The organism is Actinomadura darangshiensis (assembly GCF_004349235.1).
In the GTDB taxonomy this organism is placed as follows: domain Bacteria; phylum Actinomycetota; class Actinomycetes; order Streptosporangiales; family Streptosporangiaceae; genus Spirillospora; species Spirillospora darangshiensis.
The window spans coordinates 1-11430 of the sequence record NZ_SMKY01000289.1 but is presented as its reverse complement, the minus strand read 5'-3'; the positions used below and the strand labels follow the sequence as shown (position 1 = coordinate 11430).

Annotated in this window: 13 protein-coding genes, 1 tRNA gene and 1 pseudogene; 5 read left to right on the top strand and 10 right to left on the bottom strand. The window is 71.4% G+C overall.

Annotation, left to right across the window (positions count from 1 at the left end):
* Positions 1-228, top strand: a pseudogene (locus E1293_RS38175) (hypothetical protein); the annotation flags it as partial.
* On the top strand, positions 222-1043 hold the full coding sequence (locus E1293_RS38170) for a MauE/DoxX family redox-associated membrane protein (RefSeq protein ID WP_132203520.1): 822 nt from the start codon (positions 222-224) through the stop codon (positions 1041-1043). The pseudogene E1293_RS38175 and the gene E1293_RS38170, both read left to right, overlap by 7 nt.
* 22 nt (positions 1044-1065) lie before the next feature.
* Here the strand turns inward: E1293_RS38170 and E1293_RS38165 are convergent, their stop codons facing one another.
* From E1293_RS38165 to E1293_RS38155, 3 genes are all read right to left on the bottom strand, one after another.
* Positions 1066-1305 carry a hypothetical protein gene (locus E1293_RS38165; protein WP_132203518.1) on the bottom strand — a complete coding sequence of 80 codons (240 nt, stop codon included), beginning with the start codon at positions 1303-1305 and terminating at the stop codon, positions 1066-1068.
* Between the two features lie 103 nt (positions 1306-1408).
* Positions 1409-1681 carry a hypothetical protein gene (locus E1293_RS48025; RefSeq protein ID WP_165978570.1) on the bottom strand — a complete coding sequence of 91 codons (273 nt, stop codon included), beginning with the start codon at positions 1679-1681 and terminating at the stop codon, positions 1409-1411.
* 284 nt (positions 1682-1965) lie between these two features.
* Entirely contained in the window at positions 1966-3150 is a 1185-nt protein-coding gene (locus E1293_RS38155; protein ID WP_243717185.1) for an ATP-binding protein, read from the bottom strand.
* Positions 3151-3556: 406 nt separating this feature from the next.
* Between E1293_RS38155 and E1293_RS38150 the strand changes: the two genes are divergently transcribed.
* Entirely contained in the window at positions 3557-5512 is a 1956-nt protein-coding gene (locus tag E1293_RS38150; RefSeq protein ID WP_132203512.1) for a WD40 repeat domain-containing protein, read from the top strand.
* Between the two features lie 77 nt (positions 5513-5589).
* Here E1293_RS38150 and E1293_RS38145 read toward each other — a convergent pair whose 3' ends face one another.
* A complete protein-coding gene (locus E1293_RS38145) occupies positions 5590-6600 on the bottom strand; it encodes a pirin family protein (protein ID WP_132203510.1) in 1011 nt (336 codons plus the stop codon).
* 164 nt (positions 6601-6764) lie between these two features.
* On the opposite strand from E1293_RS38145, the gene E1293_RS38140 reads away from it, so the two are divergent.
* Positions 6765-7226: a MarR family winged helix-turn-helix transcriptional regulator gene (locus tag E1293_RS38140; RefSeq protein ID WP_132203508.1), complete on the top strand. Its 462-nt coding sequence runs from the start codon at positions 6765-6767 to the stop codon at positions 7224-7226.
* Here the strand turns inward: E1293_RS38140 and E1293_RS38135 are convergent.
* Positions 7223-7648, bottom strand: a complete 426-nt coding sequence (locus E1293_RS38135) for a hypothetical protein (RefSeq protein ID WP_132203506.1) — start codon at positions 7646-7648, stop codon at positions 7223-7225. The genes E1293_RS38140 and E1293_RS38135 overlap by 4 nt on opposite strands.
* Before the next feature lie 164 nt (positions 7649-7812).
* Here E1293_RS38135 and E1293_RS38130 point away from each other — a divergent pair, with 164 nt between their 5' ends.
* Positions 7813-8556, top strand: a complete 744-nt coding sequence (locus E1293_RS38130; protein ID WP_132203504.1) for a M15 family metallopeptidase — start codon at positions 7813-7815, stop codon at positions 8554-8556.
* A gap of 3 nt (positions 8557-8559) precedes the next feature.
* On the opposite strand, the gene E1293_RS48020 is transcribed toward E1293_RS38130, so the two are convergent.
* The 5 genes from E1293_RS48020 to E1293_RS38110 form a co-directional block, all read right to left on the bottom strand.
* Positions 8560-8724: a hypothetical protein gene (locus E1293_RS48020; RefSeq protein WP_165978569.1), complete on the bottom strand. Its 165-nt coding sequence runs from the start codon at positions 8722-8724 to the stop codon at positions 8560-8562.
* A 69-nt stretch (positions 8725-8793) separates the two neighbouring features.
* A tRNA-Ser gene (locus E1293_RS38125) sits at positions 8794-8882 on the bottom strand.
* A gap of 74 nt (positions 8883-8956) precedes the next feature.
* Positions 8957-9349: a hypothetical protein gene (locus E1293_RS38120; protein WP_132203502.1), complete on the bottom strand. Its 393-nt coding sequence runs from the start codon at positions 9347-9349 to the stop codon at positions 8957-8959.
* A 34-nt stretch (positions 9350-9383) separates the two neighbouring features.
* Entirely contained in the window at positions 9384-9752 is a 369-nt protein-coding gene (locus E1293_RS38115; RefSeq protein ID WP_132203500.1) for a cupin domain-containing protein, read from the bottom strand.
* A 21-nt stretch (positions 9753-9773) separates the two neighbouring features.
* On the bottom strand, positions 9774-11321 hold the full coding sequence (locus E1293_RS38110) for a MinD/ParA family ATP-binding protein (protein ID WP_243717187.1): 1548 nt from the start codon (positions 11319-11321) through the stop codon (positions 9774-9776).
* Positions 11322-11430: the final 109 nt, after the last annotated feature.

The following is an 11430-nucleotide window of genomic DNA, read 5'->3' as shown; positions in this document are numbered from 1 at the left end:
GTCGAGAACGAGTGCGGCGGACGGTCGGCGACGCTGCCGGTGATCGAGTGCGGGTGCATGGCGGCGCGGTTCTGCGACCGGTGCGTGGAGTGCGGCGCGTCCCCGCGGGGGCGGATCGTCGAGTTGACGCCGGTCGCGTTCGCGGGGCTCGGCGGCGACCTGGACGGGGGCTGCTTCAACGCGTCCGTCCGGCCGGACGTGCCGCCGGGGGTGGAGGGGTCATGGTGACGGTCGTCCAGAACACGCAGGTCCTGCTGCTGGCGGCGGTGCTGCTCGCGGCGTGCCTGGCGAAGCTGATGTTCCGGGAGCGGGCGGCGGACGCGCCGGACCACGTGCACGGCGTGCCCGTCCCGGCGGGGCTGGCGCGGCTGACGGCGCTGCGCCGCAGCCGCGGCATGACGGTCGGGCTCGGGGTCGGCGAGGGCCTGCTCGGGCTGGCGCTGCTGGTCACGTCGCATCTGTCGGTGCGGCTCGCGACGACGGTGGCGTTCGCCGCCGCGACGTGGGTGGTCGGCGAGCTTCGGGTGGGCCGCCCGGACGCCGGATGCGGCTGCTTCGGCGCGCTCAGCAGCAAGAAGGTCGACCGCAGGAGCGTGCTGCGGGCCGTCCTGTTCACGTGCGCGGCGGTCGCCTCGCTGGGCGCCCCGCACGCGGGCGTGGACGTGCTCCGGAACGTCCAGGTGCAGGTCGGGCTGGTGTTCGCGGTGGAGCTGGCGCTGTTCGCGGCGCTGTCCCCCGAGTTGGGGGCGCTGGCTGGACGGCACCGGCTGCAGCGCCCGGCGGTGCCGTGCGAGCGGCGCCGCAGCCCGGTCGCGGAGACTTACGCGACGCTCTACGACAGCCCTGCGTGGATCGCGCACGAGAACATGATCGCGAGCGCCGTGCCGCTGGACGTCTGGCGCGAGGGCTGCTGGCGGTTCGTGGCCTTCCCCGCCCGGGCGGACGACCTGGACGTGGAACTCGTCTTCGCGGTGTCGACCGCCGAACGCGACCGCGTCGTGCGCGCGGGAATCGTGGTGCCCGAGGTCTCCGCGACCGCCTAGTGGAGATTCCTCGGCGCGCCTTTCAGAACGGCTGCACGGCATCGCCTCGCGACTGCCGGGCGACGATCCGCCGGGTCCGGGCCTGGAGCACTTTCCGCAGCCGGACCATGTGCCGGTTCTCCGACCCGGTGACCGGCGGGCGTCCGCCCTGGTCCTGGCGCATCGCGGACGCGTCGTAGCCGAGTATCGAGGCGGCCACCTCGTCGTCGTGCAGGAGTTCGTCGTCCGGCTCATGGTCACCGGACTGGCGTCGCACGGTCATGTCTCACCCCGACATCACGAGAAGTGCCCCGCCGCGGATCGCCTCACCTCCCGTACCCATCTGACCGTGCGCGCAACATCTAGGACGGCTCCTGCTCGGGCCGTCACCAGATGGTTCCGAGGTCGTCCTCGCCCGTCTCGTCCTCGTACTCCTCCTCGGCGCCGGGCCGGCTCTGCACGCCGTCGTGCTCGCCCTGGCCGGAGTAGTCGCCCCCACCGGACGTGAACTCGCTTTCCGGCCGCGGCGCGCTGCCGCCCTGCTCCTGCTGAAGCGACGCCTCGTCGTGCATGGAGGAGGACATCTGGTCCTGGGTGCCGTACTCGTCCTCGCCGGCGTATTCGTTGTCCGGGTCCTGGCCGCGGAATCGGTCTGTCATGTTTCCCCCCGACGTCGTCTGGCGCCCCACCCCCATGGGGCACACGACCCGGGTCATACCCCGCCTCACCTGTCGGCATCCACGGTCCGCTCTGCCAGTCTCTAAGACTTTCTACGAAATTCTCTAGAAAGACTTAGATAAAGCCAGAGGGCATGCGAGCAGAATCTACGGCTTTCTACGCTCAGTGCTAGAAAACCGAATAGAGACCGGACGACGAGGTCTCGATGCAGCCTTCTACCGTTCTCTAGCCTTTTCGCTAGAGAACTCGATAGAGCCGGATCGTGCTAGGCGGGCTGGGAGCGGAGGAACTTGCCGAAGTGCGGGACGGTGAACGCGACCAGGCCGCGTTCGGCGCTGTAGATGAGGCCCTTCTTGATGAGCCCGTCGCGGGCGGGCGACAGGCTGGACGGCTTGCGGCCCAGCTCGTCGGCGACGGACGCGGTGGGCACCGGGTCGTCGCCGAGCATGGCCATGGCGCGCATGTAGTCGCGCTCGGCGGGCGTCGCGCGCTCGTAGCGGCTGCCGAAGAAGCCGACGGCGAGCTCGCTCTCCGCCTCGGGCGCGGCGACCTTGATGTCGTCGGCGGTGATCGGGGTGTCGGGTGCGACGTCCCAGACGACCTTGGCGTACGCCTGGACGAAGTAGGGGTAGCCGTCGGCCGCGCCGTACAGCGCGTCGAGGGCGTCCTCGGTGAAGGTGACCTTCTCGCGCTCGGCCGGGGCCAGCAGCGCGAAGTCGGCCGACTCGCGGTCGAGCCGGTCGATGCGGGCGTAGCGGAAGAGCCGCTCGGAGTAGGACTTGCTCGCCGACAGGACGGCCGGCAGGTGCGGCAGCCCCGCGCCCACCACGATCAGCGGGCCGCCGACCTGCGACAGCTCGTGGCAGGCGGCGCACAGCGCGGACACGTCGTCGGCGGGGATGTCCTGCATCTCGTCGACGAACAGGGCGATGCCGACGCCGACGTCGGTCGCGACGGACGCGGCGTCCACGAACAGCTCGGTGAGGTCGATCTCCAGGTCGCCGGAGTCGGCGCGCCCCCGCGCGGCGGGCACGTCGATGCCGGGCTGCCAGCGGTGCACGCGCGCCTTGCCCTTGCCGGACGGCTCGGGCTCGGCCTGCGCGAACGCCTTGAGCACGCCGAGGAACTCCTCGATGCGGTCGGGCGCGCGGTGCCGGGGCGCCAGCTCGCGGACGGCCCGGTGCAGCGCCGACGCGACCGGCCGGCGGATCGACTGGTCGGGCCGGGCCTCGATCTTCCCCGTCCCCCACAGCCGCTGGATCGCCTGCGACCGGAAGGCGTTGAGCAGCACGGTCTTGCCCACCCCGCGCAGCCCGGTGACGATCATGCTGCGCTCGGGGCGCCCGCGCGCGACGCGTTCGAGCACCACCTCGAACTGCTTCAGCTCGCGGTCGCGGCCGGCCAGCTCCGGGGGGCGCTGCCCGGCGCCCGGGGCGTAGGGATTGCGCACGGGGTCCACGCTCTCGGACTCTATGAGGCGATATAGCTGCGGCCGTAGATTTGCGTAGAAAACGCTGCGGCGTGTCGCGCGCTCTGCCCGCCTCCCGCACCGCGCGGGAGCCTGAAACCCCGCCCCTTCCGCCTCGACCCCGTGGTCGGGCCCGACGGCGGGCGCAGGTCGGCGGGCATGAGGCTGGTACCTCGTGGCGGTGGCCGTCATGTCGCCTCCCCGGGCGAGCGCGTTCGAACCGGCTGGTCGAACCTGTGTTCGACTGTTCGAACACACTAGCGCATGCCGTCTCCCCCGTCACGCGAACCCGGATAACGAACCCGACGGCGAGCTCGGGGAGGCGATTCGCGCGGACGCGGCCGAATCCCGCTCGTCATGATCGTCGGGGCCCGGTATACCTCCTCGGATGCCGAACAACTCCGCCCCCGCCTACGCCGTCCCCGTCACGACCGTGGCCGTCTCGCCGGACGGACGGTACGGAGCGAGCGGCGACCACTCCGGCGAGGTCTCCATCTGGGACCTGGGTCACGAAGCCTTGATCGCGTCGATCCGGGGGCCCCATCACGGACGCGTGGCCTGCGCCGCGTTCGGCACCGGCGCACGGCGCCCGAACCTGCTCACCCTGGGCCCCGATCCGATCCTGTGGACGATCGCCGCCGAGGCCATGGATTGGCGCCACCTGCCCCACGACGGCGGCCGCCTCTTCGACCACGACGAGCGGGCCTCGCTCCTGACGCGACTGGGCGCGAGCGACTGGATCGGCCTCTTCGGCCCGCTCGGCGGACGAATCCAGACCGTCAAGGCCGAGGCGACGGCGCTCACCGCGTCCGGCCTGATCCTCGTCGGCGATACCGGCGGCGAGGTGAGCTGCTGGCGGCAGGCGTCCGCCACCCGGCACGCCGACGCCGAACCGGTGTGGGCCGCCCGGGACCCGGAGGGACCGGTCCGGCAACGGCTGATGCGGTCCTGCGACAGGGGGCGGCTCGTGGTGTCCCAGCGGCGCGGGGACATGGTGGTGCGGGACGCGGCGACCGGCGCGCGGACCGCCGCGTTCGTCCCGCCCGCGCGGCCGACGGCGATCGCGGCGGACCCCGAGCGGCCGTCGGTGGTCCTCGGGGGCCGGGACGGCTCGCTGTCCTGGTGGGACGCGAGCACGGGGCACTGCCTGGGCGTCGTCCGGGACGCCCACTCCGCCCGTGTGTCCGCCCTGGCGCTCGCCGCCGGCATGCTGATGTCGGTCTCGCACGACGGGACGGCCGCGCTCTGGCGACCGCACGACCGCGAGCCCCTCGCCCGCTTCACACCGTCCGGCGCCTCGGAACTGACAGTCGTGGCCGGCTCCCGCGACGGGACGCGGTGGCTGGTCGGCGGCCGGGCGGGCCAGGTGCACATCCTCAAGTGGTCGGAGCACGAGCGCCTGAAACGGCACTGGGACGGACGATCCGCCGGAGCCGCGGACCCCCTGGACATCGACACGCTCGTCGACGACCTCCGGCACCACTGGGACCACCTCCCGGCGGTGGACGCGGCGCTGCGCGTCCTGGCCGGGGTCGAGGTCCCGGACGAGGGCCATGCCGACCTGGTGGAGGCGCTGGCCGACCTGGTCGCCTCCGGCACCGACCGGGAGACGCGGGAGCGGGCGGTGATCGAGATGGAGCGGCTCGATCGCGGCGTGACCACCACCGCCGTCTACCGGATGTTCGACCGCCACCCGGACGAGGCCGGATCGGGCGCACGCCTGCTCACCCACTTCAGCGGCGAGACCGCGCCGTCGATCGGCGACCTGGTCGCGAGCCTTCCCGGCATCGGCAACTTCCTGGGCGCGCTGACGCAGCACGCCCTGGCGGAGCACGGCGCCGCCGCCGTCCCCGCCCTGCTCGACGCGCTCCGCGCCTTCCCCGTCCCGGCCGAGGAGGAGGACTGGTGGACGGACGAGTCGACCAAGGGACGGCTGATGACGGCGCTGGCGTGGATCGGCCCGGCCGCCGCGCCCGCGACACCGACGCTCATGGAGCATCTGGAGGACGAGGAGGCGTACCGCGACACCCGCCACGCCGCGGAGGTGGCGCTGCAGGCGATCGGGCTGCCCGAGGCGGGCGACGCGATGGCACGGGAGATCCGCCGCCGCCTCCGGACCGCCCCGCCCGCCGACGACGAGGACGACCTCGGCATCAGCCGGATGCTCGACGCGCTCGCCGGCCTGCCGGGCCCTGCTCTGGCGGCGTCCGTCGAGGTGGCCCCCATGATCGCGGCAATCCGGAAGCGGCTGGCCACACCCCCGGAAGGCGAGTTCGTCCCGTACGAGCTGCGCCTGATCGAGCTAATCGAAGACAAGATCGAAGTATCGGACGAGGCTCGTTGACTTGCGGCGTTGTTATTATCCGGCGGCTCGTAACAACAACACGCCGCAAGTCAACGCGTGCGGTGATGCTGGGGTGGTCAGGTCAGGGGTGTGTCGGCTTCGGATTTGTGGGGGATCTCCTCGGCGGGGACGGTGCCCATGCGTCCGGCCTGGAAGTCCTCGAAGGCCTGGACGATCTCTTCGCGGGTGTTCATCACGAACGGGCCGTAGCGCGCGATCGGCTCGCGGATCGGGAGGCCGCCGAGGATCAGGATCTCCCAGCCGTTCGCGCTGGCCTGCGGCTGGCGGTCGGCGGCGCGGACGACGATCCCGTCGCCGTCGCCCTTGTGGTGGGATCCGGCGAACACGGCGAGCTGCCCTTCGTCCAGCGGCGTCTCTTCGACGCCGGCCGTCCCGCGCCCGGAGAGCACGTAGACCAGCGCGTTGAAGTCCCGCGGCCAGGGCAGGGCGAGCCGGGCGCCGGGCGCGACGGTCGCGTGCAGGTAGTTGATCGGCGTGTAGGTGACGCCGGGGCCGTCGTATCCGCCGACCGAGCCGGCGATGACGCGGACGAGGGACGACCCGTCGTCGGTGGCGAGCAGCTTGACGTCGCGGGCCTTGATGTCCTGGTAGCGCGGCGGCACCCACTTCTGGGCGCGCGGCAGGTTCACCCACAGCTGGATGCCGTGGAACAGGCCGCCCTTGGCGACGAGTTCGGGCGGCGGCTGCTCGATGTGCTGGATCCCGGACGCGGCCGTCATCCACTGGGTGGCGCCGTCGGCGATGAGGCCGCCGCCACCGGTGGTGTCCTGGTGCTGGAACGCGCCGTCGATGATGTAGGTGACCGTCTCGAACCCCCGATGCGGGTGCCACGGGGTACCTTTCGCCTCGCCCGGCAGGTACTCGACGGCGCCCATGTGGTCGAGGAGCAGGAACGGGTCGGCCAGGGACAGGTCGATGCCCGGGAAGGGGCGCCTGACCTGGAAGCCCTCGCCCTCCAGGTGGCGCTTCGCGGTGACGATCTTCGCGACGCGGCGCCAGCCGGTGCCGTCCTGCGGGAGCAGCGGCAGGCGTGGCAGGGTCAGCGGGTCGGCCATCACGGCGGGCATGGGTTCTCCCCTCGTTCGGGTGCCCGTCCCGGCCGGGCGGCGCACTGTCCCTCCGGAACGTAGTTGATGATTCAACTATTCCGCCGGACGGTTCCGGACGCCGTCCTGCTAGCGTGAAGATAGCGCGGGTTAGTTGAATGTTCAACGTGTTCTATACTCGCGGTATGAGTGAACCTCGCTGGCTCGATGCCACCCAGCAGCGGGATTGGCGGGCATACGTGGACGGCAGCGTCCGGCTCACCGAGATCATGGACCGGGACCTCAAGACCAAGCACGGGCTGTCGGTGTCGGAGTACGAGATCCTCGTCCGGCTTTCGGAGGCGCCCGAGCGGCAGCTGCGGATGGCCGAGCTCGCCGAGAACGCCAGCCAGTCGCGCAGCCGCCTGTCGCACACCTGCTCCCGCCTGGAGACCAAGGGCCTGGTCAAGCGGGACAGCTGCCCCAACGACAAGCGCGGCGTCTTCGCCCAGCTGACCGACGACGGCTTCGCCGCGCTCGAGCGGGCCGCCCGCGACCACGTCGAGACCGTCCGGACGTTCTTCATCGACGTCATCGACCCGCACGACCTCGAAGCCGTCGGGCGCGCGTTCGGCGTCGTCCTCAAGAAGGTCGGCCCCACGACCTAGAGCGGGACGGTCACGCCGGTCAGGAACCCGACCGACACCAGGGTCAGGAACCCCCAGGCGAGCATCATGCCGATGCCGAACGTCCGCCACCGCCCGCCGACCTTCCAGACGAGCAGCCCGCCGAGCCCGAACGCCAGTAACAGCAGCGTGATGAACTGCGGCAGCAGGCTCGGACGGCGGCTCATCATCAGCGGCGCCGACATCATCACGGCGTCCACGAACACGAACATCACGAAGCCCGCCGCCAGCGCCTTGACGTCCCTGCTGAGGAACGCCCGCGCGCGCTCGGCCAGAATCTCGGCCTTCTCCGACTGCAACCGCGGCTGCCCGTGCGCAGCCTGCTCGACCTCCACGCTGTGCGCGACCGCGAAGATCTCGTCTTCGAGGCTTGGGAGGTCCCGCTCCTGGTGAGGCTCCGCCATCCCGGCTCCCTGGGGGCCGGACGCCGCCGGGCGACATGCCCGGCGGATGGACGACGATCACGGCCCGTCCGTCCCGGCCCCTATCCGGCGGGCGCGCCGTCAAACCGAACGGTAGCGAATCCCCGGCCCGGCGCGTCCGGCCCTGACCTGCGTATGCTGCAAAGATGCCAGGTAGAGGGCCTCTTGCGACCGCGACTTTCCTCGCCGCGCTGCTGGTCGTACCGGTCGCCGCGACCGGATGTGGCCGCGGCTCGGACGACGGCGGCGGCGGGTCGGCGCCGCCCGCGACACCGCCGACCGCGTCCGCCCCCGGCACCCCGTCGGCGACGCCGACGAAGCAGGGATTCCAGTCCGACGTCAAGAAGGTGACCGCCGGGGACCTGAAGGAGTCCTGGCGCAAGGGCTGCCCGGTGCCGACGTCCGGCCTCCGGATGATCGAGATGACCTACTGGGGGATGGACGACCGGCCGCACACCGGCGGGCGCCTCGTCGTCAACGCCAAGGCGGCCGACGACCTCGTCACGGTGTTCAAGAAGCTGTACGGGATGCGCTACCCGATCGAGCGCATGGAGCCGGTCGACAAGTACGGCGGCAGCGACTTCGACTCGATCGAGGCGAACAACACCTCGGCGTTCAACTGCCGCAACGCCACCGGGTCCAGCTCGTTCTCGCAGCACGCCTACGGCTACGCGGTCGACATCAACCCGTGCCAGAATCCCTACGTCTACGCGGACGGGCACGTCGCCCACAAGGACTGCAAGAAGTACAAGGACCGCGAAAACGACGACCCCGGCGTGATCCACGCCGGGGACAAGGTCGTCAAGGCGTTCGCCTCGATCGGCTGGGGCTGGGGTGGCGAATGGAGCGGCGCCCGCGACTACCAGCACTTCTCCAAGTCGGGCCGCTGAGCGTCACATCATCATCAGCACCGCGACCGCGAGGACCACGACGACGGCCACCACGGCGACGATGCCGACGATCATCCCGACGTTCGGACCGGACTTCGGCTGCGCCTGGTTGGCGAAGTTCTGGAACTGGTGCGTCGTACCTGCCGGATCATTAGGTGTCTGCGACATGCCGAAGAGGGTAACGGATGCGTTCTGCCCGAGTCGCGGCGTTCCGCCACCCCGCGTAGCGGGGTCGAGCGGAGAGTGTGGGATTCGAACCCACGAGGACTGTCCCCAGCCCTGGGCGCTTTCAAGGCGCCTGCACTAGTCCACTATGCGAACTCTCCAGGTGGCCGCAGTGCGGTGACCACCGCCAACGATAGCGGTCGCGGACCACTGTCCTCGACCGCATATCGCCGGTTCAGGCGAGCGTGACGGCGGCGTTGGAGTGGTCGCAGGGGCAGGTGCCCCTGTCGTCGGTGAACCTCATGGTGCCCGTGCCATGCAGGTCGTCCCGTCCCTTGCCGGACGCGGTGACACGCACGGGCAGACCGGCGAACGAACCTAGGTCCAGGCTGTCGAGCGGGATCCACATCGCGCCCGAATCCGTCCGCGAGGCGGGCACCGCCACGTCCGTGCACGGCCGACCGCCGACGCACACCCGCAACCGCCATGCTTGGCCCGCGTGCCGATCGAGACCACCGACCGTAACGGTCACCGGCGGGGCGCACGGCTTGCAGGCCACCTCCCCGCCCGACGAGCACCCGGCGCTCAGGGCCAGCACCACCGGCACCAGCCGCAATGCCTTGATCATGACCGGTGGGACGCGACCGGCCGGCGGGCGGTTCCTAGGGGGCGCGGTAGCCGGGGATGGACGGCCAGCGGACGGTCAGCACGACCGACTCCTCCTCGGCCTCCCACGAGTGGTCGACGCCGCGTCCCCACACGACGTAGTCGCCCTGCTCGGCGAGGACGACGTCCCGGCCGGGGAACTCCAGCCGGAACCGGCCGCTGACCAGGACGAGCAGGGCGGTGCGCTTCTCCCCGTCCGTCCAGGCGGCGCGGCGCTCGCCCCTCGGGTGGACGCCCCACTTGATCTCGACCTCGTCGCTCTGCCGCAGGTCGCCGGGCGCCTTGAAGTGCCCGAGCAGCCAGCCGCGGTCGCCGGCGGCGTCCGGCCCGGCCTTCCCCACGTACACACCGTCGTCGTCGATCACAGGTGGCAACGTTAGCGCGGGTCAGTCCTGCGGGCGCTGGTAGGCGAAGCCGTCGCCCACGACGGCGGCGAGGTTCAGGTACGCCTCGCGCGTCGCGGGGGCGAGCTGCTCCAGCTCCAACTCGGCGCCCTCTTCGAGGTGGTCGTCGTAGGGGATGCGGACGACCGCGCGGCAGCGGCTCTCGAAGTGGGCCTGGAGCTTGTCCAGGTCGACCTGGCTGCGGGTCCGGTTGCGGACCATCGACAGGACCACGACGCCGTTGCGGACGAGGTGGCCGTGGTCGTGCGCCTCCAGCCAGTCGAGGGTCGCGCTCGCCGAGCGGGCGCCGTCCACCGACGGGGAGCTGACCAGGACGAGCTGGTCGGCCAGGCTCAGCACACCCGCCATCGCCGAGTGCAGCAGGCCGGTGCCGCAGTCGGTGATGCAGACCGAGTAGTACTGCTCCAGGACGACGGCGACGGAGGCGTAGTCCTCGGCGCTGAACGCCTCGCTGACCGCCGGGTCGCGGTCGGACGCGAGGATCTCCAGGCGCGCCTCGTTCTGCGAGGTGAAAGCACGGACGTCGGCGTACCGGTGGATCTGGTCGCGGTTGTTCAGCAGGTCCCGGACGGTCGCGGCGGTCTCCAGCCGGACCTTGTCCGACAGCGTCCCGCGGTCGGGGTTCGCGTCCACCGCGATGACCCGGTCGCCGCGCATCGAGCCGAGCATCGAGCCGAGGCCGGTCGTGGTCGTCGTCTTGCCGACGCCGCCCTTCAGCGACATGACGGCCACCCGGTGGTGCCCGCCCGCCACGACGGTGCGCGCCCGCGCGACCAGGTCCTTGCGGCGCAGGTCGCCCTGCGACTCACCGGGGTGGACGCTGCCCGCGGTCGCCTTGTAGACCGCGCGCCGCCAGCCGGAGGACGGCGCGATACGGCGCTCGCCGAGGAGGTTCTCGGAGCTGAGGCTGTCCGCGCTCTGCGGATCCTGCGGCTGCTGCTGGGCGGGGTAGCCCGGGGGCGCCATCTGCCCCGGGCCCTGCGGATACCCGTACGCCTGCTGCGGGTAGGGCTGCCCGGTATTCGGATCGACCGCCACATAAGGCTGCCCGGTGTTGGGGTCGACCTGCGGGTAAGGCTGCTGGCCGCCCGCATTGGGGCCGGGCTGGAACGGCTGGCCCGTGTTCGGGTCGATCGGCGGGTACTGCTGACCGCCCGCGTTCGGATCCATCATCGGCGGAAACTGCTGCGCGTTCGGATCGGCCTGGAACGGCTGCCCGGTGTTCGGGTCAACCGGGGGGTAGGGCTGGCCACCCGCATTGGGATCGGGCTGGAACGGTTGACCGGTGTTGGGATCGATCGGCGGATACTGCTGACCGCCCGCATTGGGATCCATCATCGGCGGGAACTGCTGCGCGTTCGGGTCAGGCTGGAACTGGCCCCCCGCGTTCGGGTCGGGCTGGAAAGGCTGACCCGTGTTCGGGTCGACCGGGGGGTACTGCTGGCCGCCCGCGTTGGGGTCGGGCTGGAACGGCTGACCCGTGTTGGGATCGATCGGCGGATACTGCTGACCGGCCGCGTTCGGGTCCATCATCGGCGGGAACTGCTGCGCGTTCGGGTCAGGCTGGAACGGCTGGCCGCCCGCGTTCGGGTCCTGCTGGAAGGGCTGGCCCGTGTTGGGGTCGATCGGGGGGTACTGC

Coding starts and splice junctions, on each gene's coding strand:
- E1293_RS38170 (WP_132203520.1), top strand. CDS start 222: ATGGTGACGGTCGTCCAGAACACGCAGGTCCTGCTGCTGGCGGCGGTG.
- E1293_RS38165 (WP_132203518.1), bottom strand. CDS start 1,305: ATGACCGTGCGACGCCAGTCCGGTGACCATGAGCCGGACGACGAACTC.
- E1293_RS48025 (WP_165978570.1), bottom strand. CDS start 1,681: ATGACAGACCGATTCCGCGGCCAGGACCCGGACAACGAATACGCCGGC.
- E1293_RS38150 (WP_132203512.1), top strand. CDS start 3,557: ATGCCGAACAACTCCGCCCCCGCCTACGCCGTCCCCGTCACGACCGTG.
- E1293_RS38145 (WP_132203510.1), bottom strand. CDS start 6,600: ATGCCCGCCGTGATGGCCGACCCGCTGACCCTGCCACGCCTGCCGCTG.
- E1293_RS38140 (WP_132203508.1), top strand. CDS start 6,765: ATGAGTGAACCTCGCTGGCTCGATGCCACCCAGCAGCGGGATTGGCGG.
- E1293_RS38135 (WP_132203506.1), bottom strand. CDS start 7,648: ATGGCGGAGCCTCACCAGGAGCGGGACCTCCCAAGCCTCGAAGACGAG.
- E1293_RS38130 (WP_132203504.1), top strand. CDS start 7,813: ATGCCAGGTAGAGGGCCTCTTGCGACCGCGACTTTCCTCGCCGCGCTG.
- E1293_RS48020 (WP_165978569.1), bottom strand. CDS start 8,724: ATGTCGCAGACACCTAATGATCCGGCAGGTACGACGCACCAGTTCCAG.
- E1293_RS38120 (WP_132203502.1), bottom strand. CDS start 9,349: ATGATCAAGGCATTGCGGCTGGTGCCGGTGGTGCTGGCCCTGAGCGCC.
- E1293_RS38110 (WP_243717187.1), bottom strand. CDS start 11,321: ATGGACCCGAACGCGGCCGGTCAGCAGTATCCGCCGATCGATCCCAAC.